The organism is Aquimarina sp. AU474 (genome assembly GCF_900312815.1).
Classification (GTDB): Bacteria; Bacteroidota; Bacteroidia; order Flavobacteriales; family Flavobacteriaceae; genus Aquimarina.
On the sequence record NZ_OMPE01000007.1, the window covers coordinates 577,212 to 603,457 of the forward strand.

30 protein-coding genes are annotated in these 26,246 nt (G+C 32.1%); 4 read left to right on the top strand and 26 right to left on the bottom strand.

Features of this window, described 5'->3' with window-relative positions:
- Nucleotides 1-52: 52 nt before the first annotated feature.
- From DK508_RS09365 to DK508_RS09475, 24 genes are all read right to left on the bottom strand, one after another.
- Complete coding sequence (locus DK508_RS09365) at nt 53-1,330, bottom strand: RNA polymerase sigma factor (RefSeq protein WP_109300479.1); 1,278 nt, start codon at nt 1,328-1,330, stop codon at nt 53-55.
- A 15-nt stretch (nt 1,331-1,345) separates the two neighbouring features.
- A complete protein-coding gene (locus DK508_RS09370; RefSeq protein ID WP_109300480.1) occupies nt 1,346-1,687 on the bottom strand; it encodes a YciI family protein in 342 nt (113 codons plus the stop codon).
- Between the two features lie 24 nt (nt 1,688-1,711).
- Nucleotides 1,712-2,059, bottom strand: a complete 348-nt coding sequence (locus tag DK508_RS09375; RefSeq protein ID WP_109300588.1) for a YciI family protein — start codon at nt 2,057-2,059, stop codon at nt 1,712-1,714.
- 77 nt (nt 2,060-2,136) lie between these two features.
- Complete coding sequence (locus DK508_RS09380) at nt 2,137-2,571, bottom strand: SRPBCC domain-containing protein (RefSeq protein ID WP_160114636.1); 435 nt, start codon at nt 2,569-2,571, stop codon at nt 2,137-2,139.
- Between the two features lie 186 nt (nt 2,572-2,757).
- The gene (locus DK508_RS09385) at nt 2,758-3,144 is read right to left on the bottom strand and encodes a hypothetical protein (protein ID WP_109300482.1); all 387 of its coding nucleotides are present in this window, start codon (nt 3,142-3,144) and stop codon (nt 2,758-2,760) included.
- A 53-nt stretch (nt 3,145-3,197) separates the two neighbouring features.
- Nucleotides 3,198-3,731, bottom strand: a complete 534-nt coding sequence (locus tag DK508_RS09390) for a DinB family protein (RefSeq protein ID WP_109300483.1) — start codon at nt 3,729-3,731, stop codon at nt 3,198-3,200.
- A gap of 98 nt (nt 3,732-3,829) precedes the next feature.
- Entirely contained in the window at nt 3,830-4,405 is a 576-nt protein-coding gene (locus tag DK508_RS09395; RefSeq protein ID WP_109300484.1) for a YdeI family protein, read from the bottom strand.
- 39 nt (nt 4,406-4,444) lie between these two features.
- Complete coding sequence (locus DK508_RS09400; protein WP_160114637.1) at nt 4,445-4,861, bottom strand: nuclear transport factor 2 family protein; 417 nt, start codon at nt 4,859-4,861, stop codon at nt 4,445-4,447.
- A gap of 260 nt (nt 4,862-5,121) precedes the next feature.
- A complete protein-coding gene (locus DK508_RS09405; RefSeq protein ID WP_109300486.1) occupies nt 5,122-5,601 on the bottom strand; it encodes a DUF1203 domain-containing protein in 480 nt (159 codons plus the stop codon).
- 68 nt (nt 5,602-5,669) lie between these two features.
- Nucleotides 5,670-6,515, bottom strand: a complete 846-nt coding sequence (locus DK508_RS09410) for a methylated-DNA--[protein]-cysteine S-methyltransferase (protein WP_109300487.1) — start codon at nt 6,513-6,515, stop codon at nt 5,670-5,672.
- Nucleotides 6,516-6,604: 89 nt separating this feature from the next.
- Nucleotides 6,605-7,861 carry a DUF3570 domain-containing protein gene (locus DK508_RS09415; protein ID WP_109300488.1) on the bottom strand — a complete coding sequence of 419 codons (1,257 nt, stop codon included), beginning with the start codon at nt 7,859-7,861 and terminating at the stop codon, nt 6,605-6,607.
- A 39-nt stretch (nt 7,862-7,900) separates the two neighbouring features.
- Nucleotides 7,901-8,116 (bottom strand): DUF4266 domain-containing protein, encoded by a 216-nt coding sequence (locus DK508_RS09420; protein WP_109300489.1) that lies wholly within the window; start codon nt 8,114-8,116, stop codon nt 7,901-7,903.
- Nucleotides 8,117-8,152: 36 nt separating this feature from the next.
- Nucleotides 8,153-9,136 (bottom strand): FAD:protein FMN transferase, encoded by a 984-nt coding sequence (locus tag DK508_RS09425; protein ID WP_370443835.1) that lies wholly within the window; start codon nt 9,134-9,136, stop codon nt 8,153-8,155.
- 3 nt (nt 9,137-9,139) lie between these two features.
- Nucleotides 9,140-9,577, bottom strand: a complete 438-nt coding sequence (locus tag DK508_RS09430; protein WP_109300491.1) for a thioredoxin family protein — start codon at nt 9,575-9,577, stop codon at nt 9,140-9,142.
- Nucleotides 9,578-10,035: 458 nt separating this feature from the next.
- Nucleotides 10,036-10,539: a ferritin gene (locus DK508_RS09435; protein ID WP_109300492.1), complete on the bottom strand. Its 504-nt coding sequence runs from the start codon at nt 10,537-10,539 to the stop codon at nt 10,036-10,038.
- 161 nt (nt 10,540-10,700) lie between these two features.
- The gene (locus DK508_RS09440) at nt 10,701-11,213 is read right to left on the bottom strand and encodes a PAS domain-containing protein (RefSeq protein WP_109300493.1); all 513 of its coding nucleotides are present in this window, start codon (nt 11,211-11,213) and stop codon (nt 10,701-10,703) included.
- A gap of 154 nt (nt 11,214-11,367) precedes the next feature.
- Nucleotides 11,368-13,836: a TonB-dependent receptor domain-containing protein gene (locus DK508_RS09445; protein ID WP_109300494.1), complete on the bottom strand. Its 2,469-nt coding sequence runs from the start codon at nt 13,834-13,836 to the stop codon at nt 11,368-11,370.
- Nucleotides 13,817-15,178 carry an HTTM domain-containing protein gene (locus DK508_RS09450; protein ID WP_109300495.1) on the bottom strand — a complete coding sequence of 454 codons (1,362 nt, stop codon included), beginning with the start codon at nt 15,176-15,178 and terminating at the stop codon, nt 13,817-13,819. Before DK508_RS09450 ends, DK508_RS09445 begins: the two co-directional genes overlap by 20 nt.
- A 19-nt stretch (nt 15,179-15,197) precedes the next feature.
- The gene (locus tag DK508_RS09455; RefSeq protein ID WP_109300496.1) at nt 15,198-16,310 is read right to left on the bottom strand and encodes an imelysin family protein; all 1,113 of its coding nucleotides are present in this window, start codon (nt 16,308-16,310) and stop codon (nt 15,198-15,200) included.
- Nucleotides 16,311-16,416: 106 nt separating this feature from the next.
- On the bottom strand, nt 16,417-17,640 hold the full coding sequence (locus DK508_RS09460; RefSeq protein WP_370443838.1) for a DUF4856 domain-containing protein: 1,224 nt from the start codon (nt 17,638-17,640) through the stop codon (nt 16,417-16,419).
- A 160-nt stretch (nt 17,641-17,800) separates the two neighbouring features.
- On the bottom strand, nt 17,801-18,259 hold the full coding sequence (locus DK508_RS09465; protein ID WP_109300498.1) for a heme-binding domain-containing protein: 459 nt from the start codon (nt 18,257-18,259) through the stop codon (nt 17,801-17,803).
- A 10-nt stretch (nt 18,260-18,269) separates the two neighbouring features.
- The gene (locus DK508_RS09470) at nt 18,270-19,136 is read right to left on the bottom strand and encodes a hydroxymethylglutaryl-CoA lyase (RefSeq protein WP_109300499.1); all 867 of its coding nucleotides are present in this window, start codon (nt 19,134-19,136) and stop codon (nt 18,270-18,272) included.
- Nucleotides 19,137-19,432: 296 nt separating this feature from the next.
- Nucleotides 19,433-19,594: a hypothetical protein gene (locus tag DK508_RS21075; protein ID WP_160114638.1), complete on the bottom strand. Its 162-nt coding sequence runs from the start codon at nt 19,592-19,594 to the stop codon at nt 19,433-19,435.
- Nucleotides 19,595-19,727: 133 nt separating this feature from the next.
- Nucleotides 19,728-21,452, bottom strand: coding sequence for an AraC family transcriptional regulator (locus DK508_RS09475; RefSeq protein WP_109300500.1), 1,725 nt, complete (start codon nt 21,450-21,452; stop codon nt 19,728-19,730).
- Between the two features lie 431 nt (nt 21,453-21,883).
- Here DK508_RS09475 and DK508_RS21080 point away from each other — a divergent pair, with 431 nt between their 5' ends.
- The 3 genes from DK508_RS21080 to DK508_RS09480 all read left to right on the top strand — a co-directional run bounded on the left by DK508_RS21080 (nt 21,884) and on the right by DK508_RS09480 (nt 23,118).
- Nucleotides 21,884-22,036, top strand: a complete 153-nt coding sequence (locus tag DK508_RS21080) for a hypothetical protein (protein ID WP_160114639.1) — start codon at nt 21,884-21,886, stop codon at nt 22,034-22,036.
- A 97-nt stretch (nt 22,037-22,133) separates the two neighbouring features.
- Nucleotides 22,134-22,358 (top strand): hypothetical protein, encoded by a 225-nt coding sequence (locus DK508_RS21085; protein WP_160114640.1) that lies wholly within the window; start codon nt 22,134-22,136, stop codon nt 22,356-22,358.
- Between the two features lie 142 nt (nt 22,359-22,500).
- The gene (locus DK508_RS09480; protein ID WP_109300501.1) at nt 22,501-23,118 is read left to right on the top strand and encodes a hypothetical protein; all 618 of its coding nucleotides are present in this window, start codon (nt 22,501-22,503) and stop codon (nt 23,116-23,118) included.
- 88 nt (nt 23,119-23,206) lie between these two features.
- Here DK508_RS09480 and DK508_RS09485 read toward each other — a convergent pair whose 3' ends face one another.
- Entirely contained in the window at nt 23,207-23,839 is a 633-nt protein-coding gene (locus DK508_RS09485) for a LysE family translocator (protein WP_109300502.1), read from the bottom strand.
- 6 nt (nt 23,840-23,845) lie between these two features.
- Complete coding sequence (locus tag DK508_RS09490) at nt 23,846-24,868, bottom strand: quinone-dependent dihydroorotate dehydrogenase (RefSeq protein WP_109300503.1); 1,023 nt, start codon at nt 24,866-24,868, stop codon at nt 23,846-23,848.
- A gap of 88 nt (nt 24,869-24,956) precedes the next feature.
- Here DK508_RS09490 and pepT point away from each other — a divergent pair, with 88 nt between their 5' ends.
- Nucleotides 24,957-26,195 carry a peptidase T gene (gene pepT / locus DK508_RS09495; protein ID WP_109300504.1) on the top strand — a complete coding sequence of 413 codons (1,239 nt, stop codon included), beginning with the start codon at nt 24,957-24,959 and terminating at the stop codon, nt 26,193-26,195.
- Nucleotides 26,196-26,246: the final 51 nt, after the last annotated feature.

Consider the following 26,246-nt stretch of genomic DNA (forward strand, 5'->3'; position numbering starts at 1 on the left):
CCTTAAAAAGGTTGTAGAAAATATTAACATTTTTAAATAAAGGTGACTCTATTTATAATAACATTTTATCAATTTTATCTTTCAAAAACTGTTTTTCGTGTTTTGATTGAGTAAGTGCTATAGCATCTTTATAATATAATACAGCTTCTTTATATCGTTCTAATTTTTGATAAATCTGACCTAAAATCGCATGATATAGATAGTATTTCTGAAGCACTTTATCTTCACGGATTTTGTCAAAAATCCGTAATGCTTCTTTAGGTCCTTCAAGTTGCAATATTACCAAACACTTATTTAAAAAAACTATTGGATCATAAGAGATATCCAACATCATATTATAATATTTTAAAATTTCGGCCCAATTTGTATCGTCATAGGTTTTAGCATCACAATGTTGATAGGCAATCGCAGCTTCAATATGATATGTTGAAAGTTCGTTCCCAAAAGACGCTCTGTTAAGATATTGTTCACCAGAATTAATTAAATCGACATCCCATTGCGTTCTATCTTGTTTATGTAAAAGGATAAGTTCTCCTTTTGGGCCAAGTCTACTATCTACCCTAGCGGCATGAAAACACATCAAAGCCATTAGCGCAAATACTTTAGGTAACCTTGTTCTATCTTCGGATAATAATGAGTGACATAACAGCATGGCTTGACTTATTAAGTCTTTCCTAATTAATTGATCATCATGCGTAGAATTATAACCTTCGTTAAACATAAGGTAAATAGCACTCAATACTGTATTACTTCTGGTTATAATTTCTACAGAGTTGGGGATTACTGGCCGTATTTTATGCTTACGGAAATATTCTTTGGTACGATACAATCGTTTTGAAATAGTTTCTTCGTTGGTAAGAAATGATTTCGCAACCTCTTTTGTGCTAAAACCACAAAGGGATTTTAGAATAAATGTTATTTGATTTTCTTGCGATATTTTGGGATGACAGCAGGCAAACATCATACCCAAAAAATCATCTTTAACACTATCCTCTTGCCAATAATTATCCATCGTAACACCAAGAGTATAGCTTGAGGTAAGTAGTTGTTTTTCAGGATCAGAAAAATCTATGAGTTGACTATGCTTATTACGTCGTATAACATCAATAGCTTTATTTTTGGCAGTTCTATAAAGCCATGCTCTTGGATTATCAGGCATACCTCTATATTTCCAAGTTTCTAAAGCTTTTACTAATGCATCTTGAACTACATCTTCTGCCAATTCAATATTCTCTGTACCAAATATTTTAATTAAAACAGAAACCATCTTTCCTGACTCTTGTCTGAAGAGATGGTTAACTGTATTTTTTATATGATCATCATTTTCCAAATATGAAAAGAGGGTTTACATGGGACTTATTTCTCTTACCTCAACACTACACCCATATTCGAATCCAGGACAATTCTTTGTAATTTCCGCTGCATGATCTAATGATTCTGCTTTAATAAGAAGATATCCTCCTACCAGCTCTTTACCTTCAGCAAGAGGCCTATCAATTATTTTTTTTCCTCTTTCAAAAAGCGTTTTACCTTCATTCATAAGTGGTTGTCCTCCCACAAGTTTATCGTCTTGTGCTAATCCACCCATCCATTGTTGCCAATGTTGCATGTGTTTTTGCATTTCTTCTGGTGATCTAGTACCACTTATATCATGCCCGCCTCTAATTATTAATAAGAATTCTTTCATTATTTATTTTATAAGCATGTTAATTTAATGTTCGGGCCATACTTCTCGTACTTCTACACCACTGGCATCCCAATCAAAACCGGGGCAACCTTTTGCCATTTCGGTAGCTTCTTCAAGAGAAACAGCCTTTATTCTAAGGTATCCTCCTACTAATTCTTTACCTTCAGTTAATGGGCGATCAATTACATTCTTTCCCTGATCAACAACAGTATTACCGTTCGAATGCAACCTTTCTCCACTAACGAATTTACCTTGTTCTGCAATTTCGCCAATCCATTGTTGCCAATGTTGCATGTGTTTTTGTTGTTCTTCGGGAGATTTGGTATGCCAAATTTCATCTCCTCCTCTAAAAAGAAACATAAATTCTTTCATGTTTTTGTTTTTTTGGTTATACATTTTTATACTACTAGGACGAACTGATTGTTCTTATTTGGACACAAATAACAAATTTATTTATATTCTAGGCTTCCGAAAGCCACTCCTTTTCCTGTTTCGCAGTACTGGCGAAGGCTTAACAAATACCTTCCCCAACTAAAATTACAAATACCATAGAACTCATTTTGCTCTTTCCAACCATTATGTGAAAATCGTACTCGAGTTTTCCCATCGTTATCATCCAACAAAAAGACAAACGTATTACTCTCCCATCCATGATGACTGGCAATACATTTCCATTCAATTTCTTGATTTACTTCTAATTTTGTTATTTCCATTTTTGGGCCCACGGTTTCTCCAAAATCAAATTGAATAGTTCCTCCCAAATGTGTTTCTCCTTTGGTTTGTATAGTCCACCAGTTAGATAAACCCTCAATAGAAGAAATAGCTTTAAATACGACTTGTTTCGGAGCATCTATGTGAAAAAGATGCTTAATAGAATATTGCATAATGTATGTTTTTAGCATTATGACGAAGGTCGTTTTAATATTAGGACATTATTTAACACCTATATAAGAAACCTTTACTCCTTTATTAAGGTATCCCTATTAAAGAAGTTGGTAAAGTTATTATGAAAACAAAAAATATAATAGAAATATAATCCTCAAAAGCAGACCACTTTCAAAATGTAATCATTACTCTTTAAATCTAGTGTATGGAAGTTTCATTTCTTTCATTGTCAATGTTAAGGTATCTTCATATAATTCAAAATCCACGCACATTTCTGTCCCACCTTGTTTTTGATTAGCTTTTAAACAAAGTTTATTATCCTTTACAGACCAATATCGTTCTGAAGGTTCGCCTATAGATTTTTCTACTGCTACACCATTTGATTTTAACTCTATATATGTTTCATCATCTCCATCCATCATCCATTTACCTACTAACTTTTCTGGGTTTTCCTGATCAAAAAAAAGTGTAGTATTTATAGAGAAACTGGTTTCTTTTGTAACCGTAGTTGCAAAGGTTGTTAACGTTGAAAATAAGATAAAAATAACAGTAAGGAAACATTTTGATTGCATGATGAATGTATTTAAGGAACTATAAATTTAACATTTTTTTGTGTATTGTTACATTACAATGCCCTAAAATATTTTTCTTTAATCACTGATATGTGATGCAATTCATGACCGAGAATATGATATCCCAGTGCTCTAACACTCGTTTTATTATGGTTTGCTGTACCTATTCTCGATAATGCCTCATTAGACAATCCATTAAATAGGGCTATGGTAGCCAGTCTAACCGCCCGATACTCCTCAATAATACTTGTAACAGGTCTTGCGGCAATGTCTGCATGTTTTATATAATGTTCTTCTTCAAAACCTGGCAGCTGGGTCTGATCATTTCTCGCAAAAGTAAGTGCTCGGTAAGCATATATCCTTTCATCATCTATGACATGTACTAACACCTCTTTTACAGACCATTTATTTGTCGCATACCTTATATCCAGTTCTTTTTGAGTTAAAGACTTTATAAACTCTATTGTTGTCGTTAAAGTTGTGTTTAATTGTTCTATTAAACTACCATCTTTTTTAACATAATTCATATACATTTCTGCATATTCGGGGTATTCGTTTTTTGAAGGATAAGTGATTGTTCTATTCATTTATATTAAGCTAAATGTTTACGATGACCTAGTAATTCTTTATACGGCAAAATGCTTAGCACTGCATATTATTTTGCTTAAAAAGATGTCCTAAATAATTAATAATATTTATCAATCCCTCCAAAACCTTTAATTATTTTCCCCTCAGAAGTTTTTGTTATAAAATTCTTTAATCTTTTTTGAAATTCTTCTGGACGTTTACGCGCCGCATCGATATATGCAATACGTATTCTTCGATAAGGTGCAGATAATCTTTTGTATTTATCCCAAACCATTGAATCCTTTTTTATATTATCCAAAATATCATGCGGAAACACAAATCTTTGCTGTACTATATCCAATACCGTTTGATAGATCGAATGATGAATCATACCCTCATGTATCAGCCAGCTTAACCGTTCCCTATTTGCTTGAGAATAACTACTTTTAGGTTTTCTAATCGAAAATCTTTGTATGGTATGTTCTTGATCTAATGTTTTAATAATACTATCTATCCATCCAAAACATAATGCTTCTTCTACTGCATCGTTATAAACAATACGTGGTTTGGCAGAAGATTTTTTAGGGTAAATTAACCAAACTTCAGTTTTTAGTTCAAAATTTTCCTCTAACCATTTTCTCCATTCGTTTCTATTATCAAAGTATACTGTTTCTAAAGTTTCTAATGAGCGCATAAAAAGAAATAATAGAATATGTTTTAAAGGAGTATGTTTTTATTTTGTTTCGTGATTTTTTTTGAAAAAAATCTTACTTACGATTTTCCATTCTCCATCAATTTTAAGCAAATTCATATAATCAATAAATGTAAAATTAGGGTACTCAATTTCTAATTTCGCATTGGCTGCATGACCAGTTATATTTATGTAATCGATTTTGGTTTTACGGTTTTGCTTAGGGCCCGGTTTCATCTTTCCAAAAAACTCTAGTGCATTTACTTCCTTATATTCATCGGTTATATATTTCATTGTAGCAGTTTCATGAAAAGCCTTCTTTAAAGTATCGAAATCATTATTAGTACCACCGTCCAAATAATATCCTACGGCCTTCTCAATAAGTACATAATCAGATTCTTGAGCATTTATAAAAGTAGTTGCAAAAAGAAATAATAATAAAGTGAAGATACGTTTCATTATGATTGATTTTATATTAAACATTGATTAGGTGTTGCTCTAAAGTAGAAAAACATTTTAGAACCTATTCATAAAAAAAACTTAATCCTTTATTCTTATTTATATAATTATTGATTTATTCTTAGTCCAAAAGGTAGGGTATATATTTGGTAAAACGTTCTATAATAAAACACCCATAACTTATCTATAACGTAAATGGCAAAAAGGGGACACTATTTTACTGTGTCCCCTTTTTTAATAAAAATACAGCTATCCTAAAATTAAACTCTTTCTATCCTACAGATATAACAACCAGCCTCGGCATTTCTTGCGTGCAAATAGCTTATTTCAGGGTCACTATTAAATATTTCGGCAATTAAAACGTCTATATCCTTGTCTCCTACCAAACGTGTACAAATCATTTCCTGTTTTTCATTATATCCGATTAATGTTATTGGAAAATTTTGCTTATCGGCTTTGATTTTGGGAGGAAATTGATAAACCGACGCATACGGTTTAACGTCTTTTTTATGAATAAAAATAGGGCCTAGTTGATTAAACGCATTATCAATAGTAAAAGGACTATAACTCAACAGGATTCTTTTATCTTTTCCCGGAACGAATGGCTGTAAAGAAACCCTACAAGAACCAACGCCTGTTGCTACTTGCTCTATTATTTTATGACCAAAATCATCAACTTTTGTTTCACGAATATTCGATGCATACTCTTTTGAAATGGGAACAATTTTAAACTGGTTCATTCTTGATGTTTTAAATATAATACCTCAAAAATCCATCAATTTAAAAACTCGTACCACCCAAAACTTGCTCAATTTTGATTTGTTTTTGCGGCTTCCCATCCAATCATTACTGTTTTTCTTGTGCTACCCCAATGATACTGACCAAATACCCCTGTTGATTGAATAACGCGATGACATGGAATTAAAAATGCCACAGGATTATTGCCTATAGCGGTACCTACAGCCCTAGACGCTTTAGGTTTTTCAATATAGTTTGCGATGGTGCCATAACTTGTTAATCCGCCCTTAGGTATCTTAAGTAATGTATCCCAAACTTTTAATTGAAAATCTGTACCTTTTAAATGTAATTTTACTTGATCCAGTTTTCTCCAATCTTTGGTAAAAATAAAAAGTGCATTTTGCTGAATTTTATCCACTACCTGATTAAATTTAGCTTTAGGGAATTGTTGCGCCAAATTGCGAAAAGCTTTAGTTTCGTTATCGACAAATACCATATGACAGATCCCTTTGGAGGTAGATGCCACCAAAATTTTTCCGAATGTACTTTCAGCAAAGCTATAGTTGATCGACAGATTTTGACCATCATTTTTATATTCTCCAGGTGTCATACCTTCGATTTTAACAAAAAGATCATGAAGTCTACCTGTACCAGAAAGCCCGGTCTCATATGCGGTATCAAACAATGATATTTCTTGATTCTTCAAGATTTGTTTTGCATACTCCACACTAATGTATTGCAAAAATTTTTTAGGACTAACACCAACCCACTCTGTAAAAAGTTTCTGAAAATGAAAAGGGCTTAGATGCACTTTTTCTGCAATTTCATCAAGATTGGGTTGATCTTTAAAATTTTGTTTAATGTAGGATATTGCTTCTGCAATTCGATAATAATTAATTTCACTTTGTTCTACCATTTTGTTATTACTTTAAAACGAAGTAAAAATATGCCCTATGTACAACTTTAAAAACCCAAAACTTGCTAGAAAAGGTCTTTTAGAAATTACTAGTCCATCACAAAGTTAAACCCTCCCGAAAATAAACTGGCACTTAACCCTGAGTCTCGCTCGTATTGTCTAAAACGTAAGTCAATATTTTTGAGGCCAAATTTCCAAATATGCATTTTTGCAAAAATATCGGTATAACTAATTCCAAAACCATATTGATTGGCTTCAAAATCCGATAGGTCGTAATCTGAGGTATAAAATTCGCTAGTAGATAAATGCTGATTGAAAGGTGCAAAATAATCGGCATTTGTTTGCATATAAAAACGATAACTAGGATATAATGTGAATTTATCCGTTAATTTTATTGGTATTTCAATACTTGCAGTATGGGAGTTAACCCCCCAATCATCTGTATAATATCTATAAAAAGTTCGCACGGCAAATATTTCATTTATATAATAATGTAATCTTCCTCCTGCTGCGATTTTAAATCTCGTATCTGGTAACCTTTCTACATCGTCACCGAGCGTAAATTCTTGAACAACCTGATCTGCCACATCTGCAAATTGAACCCTTTGAAAAGGCGTAGATAATAAGCCATCTTGTTGAATTAAATCAAATGATAATGAGCCTTGTAGTTTTCTGGATAATATTTGAGAGAACCCTAATCCTATAGAATATGAATTCCTAGACTCGTCATTAAACGGAACAAAAGATGGGTTATCTCTTAATTCTGAAGGATAAATAGCATTCCAAGTATCAAGATATACATTAGCTTTTATACTTAATTCTGTATTTTTTTCATTAAACAGTTTTGTATAACTACCCCCAAAACCTATTGAGAAATAATCATATTCATTTGCGATCGCCAAATTTGTTGACCAAATCGTATTGCGATCATCACTACTATGGGCATATGTTCCAACAAAAGTTGCCAAAATATCATTCTTTGATGCCCCAGATGATTCGACAAAAGGATTTGCCGCTCCATTACCATCAAAAGGATCTACATTACTAGAAGATGCCGAAGAATAGGCAGATATACCTGCATCAATCATTAGCACATCATCATCATTTAACGGAATGGAAACCACAATTGTAGGGGTAATATCAGTAAGTTCCTCTGTACCAACACCTCCAGTAACAGCGGCATTATCACCATCTTGGGTATAATAACTCATTAAAAAATCCACCTCCGTAGACTCCAAAACTCTTTTTTTATAATTGGTATTATCTTCTTGTTTTTCCTGAGCAGTAGCTAATCCTACGCTTAGAATTGCGATGATAAAAATAAATTGTTTTAAAAGATATTGCATTCTATAAATAATAACTCTTTTTAATTTTAAAATATTGATTTAGTTACAGCCGCAACCACCACCTGTTTTTCCTCCGTTTGCTCCAGCTGCAGATTCACGATACGCCTGAAAATTAGTTTCAAAGCGATCACATTTTTTTACCGCTAACTCCATATCTGGATCATTCAGTTGTACTTTTTCATATTCTTTTACAACCACACAAGACTGTAAAATTGTAATTAGGACTATAAACAACGTAAATAATTTATAATTCATCTGATGTATTTTTGAACAACCAATAGACTTTATCGGCTATTTATCAATTTTAATATTATTCGAGGTATGCACATCTCCTTTATCATCAACAATAATTGATTCTACTCCTGCTAATTGATTAATCCTATTTAACCCTACCTCTATTCCCATCACAAATATTGACGTAGCCAACGCATCTGCTAATTCGGCCTTTGGAGCAAAAACTGATACACTTACAATACCTTTTGAAGGATATCCCGTTCTTGGATCTATAATGTGTGAATATCTCTTATGGTTTAAAATTACATATTTTTCATAGCTTCCCGATGTCACTACAGCACTATTTACTACCGGTAACAAAGCAAATGCATTTTCTTTATTCAATGGGTTTGTAATAGCTACTTTCCAATCGGTATTATCAGGTTGCTTGCCCCATGTATTCATATCTCCTGAGGCATTAATAATTCCTGCTTCTACTCCAAGATTAATTAAAAGTTCTTTGGCTTTGTCAGCAGCGTAACCTTTACCAATGGCACCAAAACCTATTTTCATATCTTTTTTCGCTAAAAAAACTGTAGCATTTTCTCGATCCAGTACAATGTTTTTATATCCCACTTTTTTAATAGAAGATGTGATTTTATCTTGTGAAGGCATTTCTTTCATACTTCCATCAAACTTCCAGATATTATCCATTGACGCGTAACTAATATCAAAAGCTCCATCTGTAAGTTCGGAAATGCGAATAGCTCTTTGAATCAAATCAAAAAGTTCTATATTCACTTTTACAGGTTTTATACCTGCATTGTTATTAATATTTGATGTTTGCGAATCTTTATCCCAGGAAGATATTAGTTTTTCTATTCTGGTTATTTCACTTACTCCTTGATCAATAAATTGATCTGCTTCTATTTTATCCTTAGCCACAACAGTTATATCAAAACGACTTCCCATTAATTTAAGGGTACGTTTATATATTTGCTGTGAGTATATTGTAGTATTAACTACTAAAAAAAGAAAAACAAAAGGAATTGATCTAAACACTATTTATCGAGTTATTTTTTTTAAAATCTCTATATAAGAACCAGGTGACACTTTTTTATATCCCACTGCTCCTAATTTTTTTCCGGTTTTATCCAAAACTACTGCTAAAGGAAAGCCTCCTCTCTTGTTATATGTTTCGGCCAATTTATTATTCTGATCCTGCAAAGCTTGCGATAATTGATTTTTTTTTCTTTTTGGAAAATCTGCTTTCAATAACACATAATTATCTTTTGCAAACTCCTCAAATTCTTCTGTATGTAATATCAATTTTTCTAACTTAATACATGGAGCACACCAATCTGAACCCGTAAAGACCAAAAGGATAGGTCTATTATTTTTTACAGCAATTTGCTTTGCTTCTTCAAAATCTGTTAACCATTCTTGGGCACACAATTCTTGTACCCCAAAAAAGAACAACAATACTATAATCATCTTTCTCATATACATGTAAATCTACTTTATATTAACTGTACAAACAAGTTATTTAGTATAGGATAAATTTATAAATGAATACAAATTTTAGATCATACTCTATACATTATACAGTTATCTCAATAAATACCCTACTAGTAGTATATATTTATAAAAAAAAGGAGGTATATACATATACCTCCTTTCTTGTAGATTATTCATCTACTTATTTTATTGCTTATTAACTATAACTTAGGGCACCTCTTACAATTGGATTTCCCTTTTTTCTTATATTTCTTACAACACTTCTTCTTTTTCCCTCCGCACACTACTTCACAATTCATGGCGCTACAAGGAGAATACAATGATGGAATATCTGAACTTTGCACTAATATTAATTTTTATTGAATCTAAATAAAGTACAAAAATATAAAAAAAAGACCTTCAACAAAAAGATCTTTACTTTTTCTTTATCAACTTATTAACAATCAATTAGCCTGCTCTGGCGTTTGAAAAGTGTTAATGTCTCGATCAAATAGATAATGACCAGATTTATCATCACCAATAATTTTTAATTTATCTAATAATGTTCGTGCTGTTGCTTCTTCTTCTAATTGTTCTGCAACATACCATTGCATAAAATTATGCACATTATAATCCTTGTGCTCTAAACATTCATAAATAATATTATTAATTTTTGCAGTAACAAATTCTTCACTTTCAAGAAAAATTTCAAAAAGCTCCATCAATGATTTAAAATCATCCCTTGGTTTATCAATAGCAGGTATTACAGCTACCCCACTACGTTCATTAATAAATTTAACTAGTTTAGTCATGTGCACTCTTTCTTCTTCAGATTGTGTGTAAAAGAAATCTGCAACTCCATTATATCCATGCGTATCTGCCCAACTGGCCATAGAAAGGTATTGAGCAGAAGCTTTAGCTTCGAATCGTATCTGCTCATTTAAAAGCTTTTCTATTTCTGGTATCATAGGTTATGCTTGTTTTTTGTCTTTAAACGACTAAATTAAAAAATATATCGGGTTTACAAATCATCTTGATTCTATAAACCAAATTATTCTTTGTTTTATGGAGATACAGGCCTTGATTAAGATATGTTGTTCAAATAATTAAGAACATAGAAAGTAATATCCTAGGCTACTTTCTCAAAAGCAATATAATTTATCAACTTCCCTCTTTTATTGAGAACAGGAAAACCTTTAATTATACAAACATAAGGTGTTTTATCTTTTCTATAGTTTAGAAGAGAGACTTCAAAAGGGACTCCTTTACTAACAGCGCTTCTTACTTTGGAAGAAGTTTCGACACAAGTATCTTCTCCTTGAAACATCTTTGGAGAATTGCCAACGACCTCATCAGGCGAAAAACCATTTAATTTTTCAATATTTTTTGACGCATAGACAATTTTCAAATCTGGATTCGTGATGACAATAACAGATTGTTCTTCTACAAATTCTTTTTGATAATCTCTCTCAAAATTCCAGTTTTTAGTGATTTTCTTTAATGCCGTAAGATCGTCTTTATAAATTTCTAGTGATGCATGATGTTCTCCATAAAATTCCCAAGATAATAGTGGTAAGGTATGATTAGACATTTTTTCATAATATTCTGCCATCATATGATCATAACCAAAAAACTCTTTCATTTGTAAAATTTTATTTTTGAACAAAATGCATAAAGAATTTGCATGTTTTCATTACAAATCAGAGTTGTACTCTTTTCTTTATACTTTAATTTTGTTAAAAATATATAATTAAACTCAAGTTGCTGATTGAACAAAAGTTAAATCTAATTAAGATTTATAATTTAAATTGCAGTGTTGCATACCAAGATACAGGTGCCGAAGGAATAATTCCAGGACCTGGATACCCTGTTGCCCTTTGTGTAAAATAATTCTCATCGAGTACGTTATTGATTCCTGTCTCTAATTTAAATTGTTTATAGGTATATGAAAAAGAGAGATCTAATATTGAATAAGATGGTATTTTTCCCAACGTTCCTTCTTCCTTACTACCAGGCGTTCCAATATCTGCATTTGTGACTTCAGTAAATTGCTCAGATAAATGTGTAAATTGAATGCTTCCCAAAAAATTCTTATACCCAAAACCTACTCCCGTTTTAAGGTTGATTAATGGTATGAACTCCACCTTATTACCTTCAATAGGTTCTTCTGATTTTGTGTATTCAGAATCTGTAATTGCCAAATTAGTAAATGCGTTTAACACATAATTCGTGTTATCCGAGAAAAACGAATTCGCTATATTCCAATTTAAGTAACTCTCTATCCCGTAAATAAAAGCGTCACCAATATTTCCACGAACTCTTTGCGCTCTATCATTAAACACTTCCCCAATTCTATCCTTATACCATAATCCAAAAACGCTAGCGTCGTAACTCAAAATATTATTATATTTTCCTCGTACCCCAAGATCCGCCGTAAAGCCTTCTTCATCACTAATATCAGGTCGGATGACAAATGTTGGATTTACAATTCTGATATCATTAAACGTTACAGATCTATAATTTTGAGATACATTAGCATACGCCTCTATATTAGGATTAAACTTATAACTAGATCCCAACCCTAATAAAACAAAAGATCGTTCAAAAGTTTCATCATCACGTTCGAGTGTATTATTAATAGGATTCCCAGCATTATCAAAAATAACATTGTTATAAATCCCTTCCGCTTCAGTTTTTATATACTCAAAACGAGCTCCTGGTGTAATTGATAATTTATCCGATATCGTAAAAATGTGCTCTCCAAAGACTGCTACGTTTCTATTTGGAAAATCAAATGTTGATTGATTAGCGTAGTCAGGAAAGCTATCATTTTGAAAATCGAAATTTGCATCAGTTCCTATACTTCCAGGTCCTTGCCTGGCATCGTTATCGGCTTGATAATATTTTGTTCCTATCAAGAAAACTGATTCTTTCCCGAAAAAATTATACTTGTGTAGAAGTCTAGCTTCTGCTCCCCAATTCTGAAAATTGCCCACAATTAAATCTCTAGGAGAAACGAACTCTCCATCTACGGTAGTTTCATCTTCTGCTGTTATTGGATTCGAGTTCAAATCTGTTGGTATCCCTCTAAAACCTACAGCCTTTCGAGAAGCATCTAATCCAAAAAGACTTAAACTAAAATCTGTTTTTTCAGAAAATTTATGTTCCAGTTTTAGAGAAAACAATTTCCAATCAACATCGAACCAATTTCGGGTACGATTACTAACATCGGGGTCTAGTGCAAATTGTGTATCTGTTAACCCACCGGGTTGTTGAGCTAAATAATCCAGATATGTAAACTCTCCTGTTATACTAGTTTTATCAGATATTTGATATCCCACATGTGCAAAAAAATTGTTAGAATCAAATTCTGAGTTTGGTCTAAACCCATCACCAGTCTTATAATTAAAATAGGTATAGTAACTAAACTTGCCTAATGTTCCTCCCAAACTATTAAAACTACTAAAGGAATTAAATGAACCAAAAGATTGTCTAGATATCAATTCTATCTTTTTATCAGGATTAGGTTGTTTCATTTTAAAATTTATCAACCCTCCAAATTGTGTTCCGTATTGCAATGAAGCCGCACCACGAACCACTTGGATCTCACTTAGTGCTTCTGCTGGAGGTGTGTAATAACTTTCGGGATATCCCAAAACATCTGCACTAATATCATACCCGTTTTGACGAGTATTAAAATTTGCCGTTCGATTAGGATCGAGTCCTCTACCACCGATGTTAAGCTGTAATCCACCCACACTATTTTCGTATATATTTAATCCCACAACTTGCGCATAGATTTCTCTTGCATTATTTGAAGCTAAATTACCCAAGGCATTTTCGAGTAAGACTACTTCACTTTTTTTTCCTGCGTAAATCGCTGTACCTTCAACAGGTTTTAATTGTTTAAGGCCAAAAATTTTAGCTCTACGTTGGGTAATCAAAACCTCAGAAAGTTGTTCTCCTAGAGGAGCTAATTCGAAGTTTAAATTAGTATCTAGATTTACTTTAACCTCTTGTTCCAGAATTTCATAATCATAACTGAAAATTGTAATAAAATATGTTCCTGCTTTAAGGTCTTCAAAACGAAAACTTCCATCATTAGTAGTATTAGTTTGCGTTCCTAAAGTTTGATTATATACTTCGGCATTTACTACTATTTTGCCACTTTGATCTTTTACAATACCTGTTAACCTATATTGTGAGAAAGAAAAACTTGTTATAAAAACTGCAATAAAAAATAATCTATAATCCCTTAATTTCATCTTTGAATGGAATAATCCATGTTTTGTGTTTAAATGACTCTTTTTGTGTTCCCAAATCTATATTTGGATCTATATATGTACTACTCAACCTTCCGTTAAGCGCTACATAACTTTCTACAAACACCTGTACATTTTGATGTCCCTCACTCTCAAAATGTGTTTTAAGGTATTTTGCATATTGTAAAATAAAATCTGGCTGTGTTGCCATTTGTTTTTGTTGAAAAGCAGTAAGAAAATCATCATTATCTACATAAAATCTCTTACCTGTCTTTTGATCTACAATTTTAAAATTGGCATATCCAGCTTTTTCCATTAACATAACTCGCCATGAAAAACGATACCCTTCTTCAGTCCAAAACAACTCTCCTGGGTACAGTAGATAACGAAACGGCAAAAGTAACTGAATTGCAAAAAACAATGATAAAATTGTTATGCTAATTTTTCGATAATAAGGCTTAAATCTGAAGCTCTTATTACTATCAAAAACCTTCTTATTTATTCTTAAAACTTTAGATAGTATCTCAAGTATTTTAAGATGAATATTAGCACTAAAAAATATGAGAGTACTAATAATCATAATATAAGGAAACATCCCTATTGGAAAGAGAATTCTTGTGAGCACATGGAATATAATCACTAAACCAAAAGCTACAGTTCGTGTTCTTTTCCATAAAAGTAAAAAGGGTATGCAGAGATCATAAATAACCCCTGAATAACTAAATGCATAATGCATCCATTCTTGTTGCATTAAATCTCCTAATAAAGGTGTATTGTATTTAGAGGGAAGCCAAATTTTAAGAGGCATGGCTTTTAATAACCAATCAGAATTTAACTTTGCCAAACCTGCATAAAAATAAACAATAGCCAGCAGTAACTTGATCGAATCAATGGTCCATTTCGGAATCTCTTCATAAGATTTACCCTCTTTTCTAGCATCTAATGAAAAATATGCATTTGCAGGCAAAAAAATCATTACAAAACTTAAAACACTTATAAAATAATAATGGTTTAGATAGGTCGTCTTATCCATTAATTCTATATATGTGAAGCTAAGAAAAAAGACTAGAATAGCAACTCTATACTTATATCCCAAGGCTATAAAAATTGTCGAAAGACCACAAAAAATAAAAATGAGATACGTGTATACACCAATAGGTTTTACAAAATCAAAACCATAATACGAAAAGAAGAACTCCGGCTGGATATATAATTTATCTATCCATCCATAACTTGCAAAACGAATAATGCTGATCAACATCATTATTCCAAAAAAAATACGAAAGACTGCAAGAGGAGCAGCTTTCGTATTTTTCTCAAAATATTCTTTAATCCTAAAATTCATTTAATATATAAATATGATACTAATCTCCATCGGCATCAACAAAATCCACTCTTACCGAAAATGCTTGCAACATATCCACTTTCATGTGAACTACATTTTTTTGAAGCTCATCATAAGTGTTTAACATCAAATTATTATTTGTGCGTACCTGATTAGAAAAATTATCACTTAAACCAAGCGCTGTTGTTCTAGTAAGGTTAAACTGATTATTAATTATTGTTGCCAAATCATCTCCATCCTTTATCGTATTTAGAAAATCTAAATATGACTTAAAACCTTCTCCTGTTGAGGTACTTTCAAAATGTTTACCATTAAAGAAATCTTGCATAGCATTAAGATTTGTATTAAAAAGCATTTTTGATAAATCTCCTTTATAAAAAGCTTCAACTTTATCGTCAAAAGTTTGCGTAGCAAATACTCCAGCAGGTATTCCTATTTTTCCTGCTCTTAAATGTTTCTCGTAATGAAAAAGAAAATCATTAACTATTTTATCTACAGAACTTGTCGCAGATGATCCGCTATTATCTACAAAACTATTTCTAAAAGCCCCTGTCCAATCAGCCACAACTTCTTTGGTAAGAGCATCCATTCTATCTACTAAATCATTCAAATAATCTTTGTACAGACTGCCATTTGTTGCATCTGTATAAAAAGCTGTTATATCAGCATCTGTGGCTGCTAAACCGTTAAGTATATAATCCAAACCACCAAACCCTTGCTCATCTTGTTCTGCTACAGAGGTAAGATCATACGAAGCAGAAGTAATATTTGCATTGATATCAGTAACATTAATAGGATAGACATTCATGAAGTTCCTAAAGGACAATTCTTCTGCCTTACCTATTTCGAAAATACTTACCGATTGCCAAGAAACATAGGCCTTCGACCAAGCGGCTCTTAGTGCTATTAAATTTGTTTCATTTGTAGTTATGGTAAAAGTAGATGCTGCGGCCTTTAATGCTGTCATATCATTCGAAAAACTTTGATATGCTGGTATTATAATATTATCAGCCATATTAGCCAACATTGCTTTTCTATCAAAACTATCTCCTGTAGTACCTCCTCCATCATCGCTAGAAGAACAAGCTGATACTAAGATAATTGTCAAAAACAAAAACAAAAATCTTTTCATATTATTTTTATTTATTCTTAATAAAGATGTGCAAATGTAAAAAAAGAGGTTGACAACGTGTACATTTCAACCTCTTTTTTTATCATTTTATATTTTGTTTAATCTTTTAGCTTCCCGCTTGAGCGACAGTAAAGTCAAATTTCGCAGCAATCGTTTCAGAAATAGATTGCAATATGGCCGGTGTTAAATCCCAGAATCCATTAGTTGAACCAGTTAATTGATCAATCATTGCTTGAACCTCTGCACGAGTAAAATAAGGTGCATTGGTATTAGGGTTTCTTGTAAATTGCAAACTATATATAAATCCATATCCTTCAGATAAATCATGGAAAGCACTTCCATAATCTACAGTAGAAGCTTCTATAGCATTTTTTCCTTGTTGTAAATAGAACACTGCTCTAACGGCAATAACCTGAGAGATTTTTTCTCTAATAATTGCTGCCTGCGCATCACGCACATCATATTGCTTAGCAACGATAGCTGTTCTACCTAATTTAAATGCATTATAGATATCTTCGGCTATTCCAGCAAAATCAGTATCTCCTTCTACTCTACCTATATATTTATTAAGGAAACTATCATCATCACCAATAGTAGGGTTAGGATTGGCAGTATTAACAGAAGCACCATATAAATATCCATAGGCCTCATCCCATTTGTGCTCCATTGTAGTATACGTTTTCCCTTCTGCTACAATTCCATTATCATTATTTACTCTATTATCTGCTTCATCAAGAATTAATTTACCTAGATAATTATTTAAAGCTTGATCTGTCATTAAGGCTCCTATCAAACTTTTAGCAAATGCTTGGTTTAACTCTAAACCTTTGGCATTCACATATCTATTAGACCCTCCTCCAGCTTCTTGCAGAACACCAGCTGTACCCGCTACTGCTGTAATGGCCCAGTTAGGAAAAACGTCATCAACTTGACTTTTAATATATCCATCAAATTCTTCTTTGATCGCAGTTGCATCAGTAACATTACTGAAAAAATAATCTCTAGATGCAGCTGTTTTACTTCTTACACTTTTATCTGATGCATTAAGATCGGCATCAGAAAAATCATCAGCATTTTCAACATGGGCATACATAGCATCCAAAGTAGCTTCTATTAGTGTATTATCTTTTAGAGCATCAATAATTTCTTCAGACATTGCAATTCTTGTAGTTTGTCCTCCAAAACTAACAGAGCTTTCTCCATTTCGTTCAAAAACATATGTCGCCGGTTCTTGAAGTTGAACCGTAGGGGTGTCATCATCAGAAGAACATGACCCTAGAACGGCCACTCCTGATATACATATCATTTTCAATACATTATTGATTTTCATCATTTTTCTTATTTAGACTTATTTAAAATAGCTTTCTTTTCGACGGCAAATATATTGATATAAATACAATCGACAAACTTAATTTGTAATAAATCTAAATAAAAGTAACGTTCAATAATGAATATATCGAAACGGGAAACTCTAAAAAAAACTTAAGTTATTATTTTTCAGAATATTGTAACCTTAATTGTTTTGTCCATGCTATTAAGGTTTGTTTTTCACTTTCAGTTATATTCCCATGAAGCCAGGTATACGAAGCTAGTGGCATTTCTCCTTCTTCAACTTCTTCAATAAGTTCTTCTAATTTATGATCTTTCTTTTTAGTAGAATATTCTTTCCAGTTAGAAACATTGAAGTGTTCTCTCCCTTCCTCGACATGATCAGAAATCCAATACGAAAATGGTGCTACTTCTGCATACCAAGGGTATTCTGTTTGATCACTATGACAGTCATAACATTTCGATTTCAAAATTGTTTTAATCTCATCAGAAGGGTTCGTTTCATTTTCAAAATACGCCACCGACTCATAACCAGATTCATTTTTGTCGGGCCGCACAAATTGAAGTATGACTAATGTAAGTAAAAGTAACAACGCAATTTTTTTAATAATTCCTTTCATTTTTTTTTGTTTAGTGATAAGCTGTAAATATTTTCGTTGCCTCGTTATAAGAAGATTCAAAACTAAGAGGTCTTACATTACTATCTGCTTGTACAGATGTAAAATAAGATACCATTCGTTCTGTAGGCATATTACCGGTTAGTTCATCTTTAGCCATTGGGCAGCCACCAAAACCTTGAATAGCACCATCAAATCGTGTGCACCCTGCTTTATAAGCAGCATCTACTTTTTCAAACCATGAAGTCGGTGTAGTATGCAAATGAGCTCCAAATTCTATATCCGGATATTTAGGGATTAAATTTGAAAACAAGTATTCTATGATCTCTGGAGTTGAAGTACCCACAGTATCAGACAATGAGAGAATCTTCACTCCCATATTACTTAGTTTTTCTGTCCACTCCCCTACTATATCCACATTCCAAGGATCTCCATATGGATTCCCAAATCCCATAGATAGATAAGCCACCACTTCTTTATTAGTTTTATCGGCAATATTTAAAATTTCTTGTAGAGTCTTTACAGATTCAGCTATTGTCTTATGAGTATTACGCATCTGAAAATTTTCAGATATCGAAAAAGGATATCCTAGGTAATCAATAGGTTCGTGTTGGGATGCATCATTAGCTCCTCTTACATTTGCTATTATTGCCAATAATTTACTTTCGGTATCCGAGAGATCTAGCTGCGCTAATACTTCTGCAGTATCTACCATTTGAGGAATTGCCTTAGGAGACACAAAACTTCCAAAATCAATGGTATCAAATCCACATCGCAATAATGACTGAATGTATTGCACTTTTTTTGAAGTAGGAATAAACTCTTTAATGCCTTGCATGGCATCTCGAGGACATTCAATAATCTTTATTTTTTTGGTCATTTTAGAAGATCAAGCTAAAAGATATTCAGTTTTGCCTATAAAAGTATAATTATTTTTCAAAACTCAAGGTATTCTGTCGATTCTTGGCATAATTTTATGCTAGTCAACTGGATTCTCTATTCTACTATCATTTTAAACCCGTAAAACTTATATCATTTTGTACAATTACACGAGATCAATATCTATTTATAAGAACAAACATTAACACTGTATTATTAAATAAAAAACTACCTAAATATAATTTCAGGTAGCCCTTATAGTATCAAGTGATACATACTATTTTTAGAAAGTTTTGTTTACTCCTTATTAAGTAACCAACATGTAGGCCTATAACTTCTTGATGGAGTTATAAATACGTTAACTTTTCCATGCCCCCCATTAATCATAGATAAATTATTTATTTTGGCTATTGGTAATTTTTTTAAGGCTAATTTGCTAGTATTCTTATTAGTTTTCATTGCTATTAGATTTTAATTGTTAAGTACATAAAAGTAAAGTTTTACTTCATTTTTCGAGTTATATTTTACTCAACAAAAGTCTGGTTTCCGGAAACCAGACCGAATAATTAGCAGAAAAAAATAGATCCTACGATCATTCTGAGTATTCCTCCATTTTCTTTATGAAATAAGACGGGTATAATCCTGTTTTTTTATGAAAATATTTAGAAAAAGCCTCTGTAGTATTAAAACCAATTTCTCCTGAAATAGCTTTGATTGTATAATTTCTAAACTTCTTATTGGTTTTAAGTTCTTGTATCAAATACTCGACTCTTAAATCATTTATATAATTCGTAAAATTTTTCTCCTTATAAATATTTACGATTCTCGAGATATATTTACGATTGGTTTTAAATCGTATCGCCAAACTATTGGTGGTAATATTAGGTTCTAAGTACCCTCTATTTTTCTCAAATTTTTCGATTTTAAATAAAATATCTTCTTTGATTTCTTCAGATATTTTGAGGTCTCTTTTTTTCTGAAGTTTTATTGCATCTTTTTTAATCACTTTATCAACCTGAATTTCTTTTACCTGATTATCAGACTCTATAAATTTCTTAAATCGTTCCGAATATAATTTTCTTTTACGATACTGATAATAAAATAGAATACTTAAAAACAGAATTATGCACACCAATACCCATATGAAAATTTTAAAATTAGAGTTTTTGCTATGTACAAACTCAATTAGTTTTTCCTTCTCGGCTAATAGTTCTGCGGTATCATATTTTTTTATCAATTTCTCGTTTACCAAAGCTTTATTTTGATGAAGTATACTATCAAATTTCAACAATCTTTCAACATACATTAACTGGTTTTGAAAATCTTGCTTATCCTTATAATAATTGATAAGAAAAGAATATCCTTCTCTTACTTCGGGTGTTATAAATCTGGTTTGTTTAAAAACCGAATCCACTTTTTTGTAGTAATGAATCGCATTCTTATTTTTTGATAAGGATTCATTTATTTTCCCTAGATAGAAATATGCATTAACCATTTCTCGTTTATCTTCTAATTGAACCAAATGAGGTAATACTTTCATTATGGTTTTTTCTGAGATTGAATACTTCTCCTCAGTGTAAAGGTTAACTCCTTGAACAAAAACAAATTTAGAGTATAAATCGCTATCATGTCTTAAAGAAATAGGTATCACTTTGTTAAGGTAATAATTTGAAGAATCTATCATATTATTTTTTGCATAGGATTCGGTCAAATCCACCATAATATCAAGGTAATCCAGAGTATCTACTATACCTTTTCTTTCTTCGTAATCCAGGCATTCTTTAAAAATATTCAACGCTTCTTGGTGTTTCCCTAATTTACTTTTAATAATGCCTATATTATGTTGCGTAACATATTGGAAATCTTGATTTTTATTTCTTTTAGCAAATTCCAAAGCCATTAAATAATTATCCAAGGATTGTTCATAATCCCATTTCCCTAAATAAAAACCACCCTTTATCGAATACGACGAAGCGGGATACCTGTTATGCCCTAATTTTTCAGTTAACCTAATAGATGTTTCCAAGTACGATAGCCTTAATTCTTCTTCATTTTCATAATAAAACAATAAAGAGTATGCTCTAGCCATTTCAATGCTATCCATATTAATTCTTCCTTTCTCGAGCATAGATTTTAAATACACTCTTGATCGTAAGGTGTCTTCATAATTATAAGAGAACAACTCATCAAGTTCCTCAAAAGAATAGCTTTTTAGAGAATCAGGAATTTTAAAGTGATTTGTAAGCGATTGACTATAGAAAAAGTGAGTGCCAAATAAAATACATACTAGCTGCGCTATTAAGGCTATTTTATTCATATTGTTTTAAGAGTGTATACTATAATGACATTACATTAAAACCTACAACTACTTAATTCGTTTATAAACAATTGAAATAATAAAAGCAATTCTAAAAAGGAATTAACTCAGGTTTACTATAGGATCTAAGGGTCATTATATTGCTGGTTATTGCTAAGTAAATATAGCATTTTCTGATTTAGGAATTCACCTATTCTTACATCATTAGTATATATAAAACCAATGTTTTTTCTAAACACTAATTAAAGTCTGGTTTCTGGAATCACTACTCGTGATTCCAGAAACCAGACACCAAACCCTTGTTTTTTAGACTCTTATAAAACTACTTTTGATTCATGAGGAGTTCATAATTATGCTCTTTATAGAATTTAAATTAAAGGAAGAACCTGAAAATCCTAAATAGAGTAAGGAAAATCATAAATCAGCTTACTATGAAAAATTCACAAATGTTTAACATCAACGGGATGAAAGTATTAGACAAGGAACAAACAAAAATGATCAAAGGAGGGAGTGACGATAACTTCGTATGTACCCATGTGGGCGGTGTTTATATCTGTTTTGATGTTATTGATGTTGTTGCCTGATTATTTTAAAGCAGATCAAACATTCTTGCAAGAATAGACACAAATCGTGAGTGTCTATAAACGTTCACATATATTCTCAATCTTAAAACTTTTAGTTATGTTAAAAAACATTTTAAACCTTAATGGAACTCGACAATTAAGGAGGCCTCAGCAAGCGCTCATTAAAGGAGGTGTATTGATATCTTGTTCCAGAGATTCAGATTGCCCACCTCAATTTTCGGTATGTAGTAATTCTGGGCATTGTTTCAGACCAGAATGCACATCTAATTCTGATTGTGGAGCTGGTGATGTTTGTCACAATTATCATTGTATGACTTGCTAAAACACAATTCACCTTAAATAAAATATATCAAAGGAGATTTATAAATGCCAGAGGCCGAATTCAAAACAAAAGTCTGGGGATTCTGCCTCTGTCTTACCATCAGAAAACAAATCTGCTTTTAACTTTTAAAACACTTTACATTATGAACACTCTAATTTTAAAGTCACGTTATCTTTTAATTCTTTCTATAGTTGCAGGAATATTCTTTGTTGTTTCCTGTGAAAAAGATGAAACTTTTGATGAACCTATCGAAGCTCTTGATACTTCCGATGATACACAAAAGGCTTTTCAGATACCAGAAAGGCCAGATTTTAACCCACCGAACATCCCGCAGCCACCAAGATTTGATGCACATTGCGTAGTAAGACTTTCTTATTTATCATATTTAAGAAGATGTCCAGAAAATGCAAATGTTGTTAATGGTTGGATTAGTGTATTACGTACTCGAGGATTTGCTGATTTGGCAAAAGGGTTTATTACATCGAACGAAGCAAGTGTTAAATGGAATTCTCAATACCATAGCTACTTATCAAGAAATAATTTGAACAGTGTTGAAGTACATAAATTTATTTATATCGCTTACCGAGGGTTATTATTAAGAGAACCTGATGTAAATGGCGGAAAAGGTTGGACCAATGTTTTCTATGACAGAGGTATTAGAGCAGTTGCAAATGGTATCGGTAATTCTGCAGAGTTTAGACGTAGATTAAACAATATCCAAACAGAATGTAATAATGCTGCAAATCAATGTACGTATTAATTGTTTGATTTTGATAATGGATTACCAAGTAGAGCCTTCCTAAAAAAGGAGGGCTTTTCTTGCTGTAATAGATAAACGCGTAAGCTTTCTATTTTTCAGGTAAAAGAATAAAAATCCCTATCCCTACAAAAACAATAATTTGTAACCATTTTAATACCAAACCAATTTTCGTACTCTTTTTTAAATACCCAGAAATTGATCCTGAGAGAATGGCTATTATTCCAAAAATAACGAAGGAAACAGCGATAAAAAGAAAGCCCAAGATATAAAACTGCCAAACACTACTTAATGTATCACTAAATAAAAACCCAGGGAAAAACGCTAAAAAAAATATAGAAACCTTCGGATTTAATACATTCATAATAAACCCTTGTTTAAACAATTGCCCTAGACTTTTCTTAGGCATCGTATTTTCAGTAAGATTTACTGAAGCCTCGCTTCTTAACACTTTATACGCCAAAAAAAACAGATATAAAGCTCCAAACAATTTAATAGCAAAATATAACACTTCACTTTGCTTAATAAGAATTGATACTCCAAAAGCAACCAAAGTTGTATGTATCAAACAACCTGTCATTAAACCTGCAACAACTGCTAGACCATATTTTTTACCATTCACAACACTTTGCATCAACACAAAGATATTATCCGGTCCAGGAGATACGGATAATGCAGAAGTTGCGATAATAAAAGTGTACAGAATTTCGTAGTTAAAATCCATGAAAGGTTATTTCTTTAATAATGCTTTATTAATATCCTTGATCAAACGTGGCCCTTCATAAATAAAACCGGTATATAATTGTATTAAACTAGCTCCAGCTTCTAATTTTTCTAAAGCATCCTTTGTAGAATGTATTCCTCCTACTCCAATAATTGGGAACGCCTTATCACTTTTTTCAGATAAAAAACGAATCACCTCTGTAGATCGATTTTTTAAAGGCTTACCACTTAAACCTCCGTTTTCACTAACTAAGCTAGCTTCAGATTTCAACCCTTCCCTAGAAATAGTAGTATTCGTAGCAATTACTCCAGCTATTTTAGTTTCTTTTATAATATCAATAATATCTAATAATTGATCATTAGTAAGATCCGGTGCTATTTTTAACAAAATTGGTTTAGAAGAAGCCTTCTCTTTATTTCTCTTTTGTAATGTATTCAAAAGTTCCGTCAATGGCTCTTTATCCTGTAAAGCTCTTAAATTAGGAGTATTAGGTGAGCTTACATTTACAACAAAATAATCAACATAGGCGAAAAGCGCATCAAAACAAATGATATAATCATCTACAGCTTTTTTATTAGGAGTTACTTTGTTTTTTCCTATGTTACCCCCTATAAGTACACCTTTATTTTTCTTCAACCGAAGTACAGCATCTTCGACTCCCCCATTATTAAAACCCATTCGATTAATAATAGCTCCATCTTTTTTGAGCCTAAACAATCGAGTTTTAGGATTTCCACTTTGTGGTTTAGGAGTTAATGTTCCTATTTCAATAAAACCAAAACCAAAATTATGTAATTCATTAAATAATTTGGCATCCTTATCAAACCCTGCTGCTAATCCAACTGGATTCTTAAATGTTAACCCAAAAACTTCACGTTCCAATTTAGGGTCATTAACCTGGTACATTCCTCTAAAAACAGGAGCCATTAAAGGAATTCTTGAAATAGTCTTAACCATTTTAAAAGTAAAATGATGCACCTTTTCTGGATCAAGTAAGAATAATATTGGACGAAGAAGAAATTTATACATTAATTATTATTTTGGGCAAAAATAAGTCATACAAGGTTCTAATAAAAGTGTATTTTTGAAATCTTCAGATATATAAATATTGATTGTTATGATTTCAAAACAACACATCATCGATCGGTTTATTAGTTATGTTACTATTGATACCGAAAGTGATCCAGAAAGCGATACTACTCCAAGTACTCAAAAACAATGGGATTTGGCTAATAAATTGGCCGAAGAGTTAAAAAGTATAGGGCTTAGTGAAGTTAGTATAGATGAAAATGCTTATATAATGGCTACCTTACCTTCAAACATTAACGAAGAAGCTCCTACCATAGGCTTTATATCTCATTTTGACACAAGTCCAGATTTTACTGGAGCCAATGTTAAGCCTCAAATTATTGAACATTATGACGGTAAGGATATCATTTTAAATGCATCTGAAAACATTATTCTTTCTCCTGATTATTTCGAAGATTTAAAACTGTACAAAGGCCAAACGCTAATCACAACTGATGGGACGACCCTATTAGGCGCTGATGATAAAGCGGGAATTACAGAAATCGTTACTGCGATGGAATATCTTATACAACATCCTGAAATTAAACATGGAAAAATACGTATTGGATTTACTCCAGATGAAGAAATTGGTCGAGGAGCACATAAGTTTGATGTAAAAAAGTTTGGAGCGGATTGGGCATATACCATGGATGGAAGTGAAATAGGAGAGTTAGAATATGAAAACTTTAATGCTGCTGGTGCTGTTGTAACTGTAAAAGGTAAAATTGTTCATCCTGGATATGCTAAAGGAAAAATGATCAATAGCATGTATATCGCTCAAGACTTTATTAACTCATTACCACGAATGGAAACCCCAGAACATACAACTGGACGTGAAGGTTTTTTTCACTTACATGACATAAAAGGAAGTGTTGAAGAAACACAATTACAATATATTATACGGGATCATGATCGTGAGCATTTTGAAGCTCGAAAAGAGGTTATGAAAAATTTGGCTGCGGAAATAAACAACCAACAAGGTAATGAAGTGATACATATAGAAATAAAGGATCAATATTATAATATGCGTGAAAAAGTTGAACCTGTTATGTACATTGTAGACATTGCCGAAGAAGCTATGAAAAGTATAGGTATCACACCTCTGATAAAACCCATTAGAGGAGGAACAGATGGTTCACAATTAAGTTATATGGGATTACCTTGTCCTAATATTTTTGCAGGCGGACATAATTTTCATGGGCGTTATGAATATGTACCCGTAGAGAGTATGATTAAAGCAGTTGAAGTTATCGTAAAAATTGCAGAACTAACCGCCAAAACAACTTAAAACTATAAAAGCCTTGTAAATAAAGGATATTCATTAAAATTTTAAAAAAGT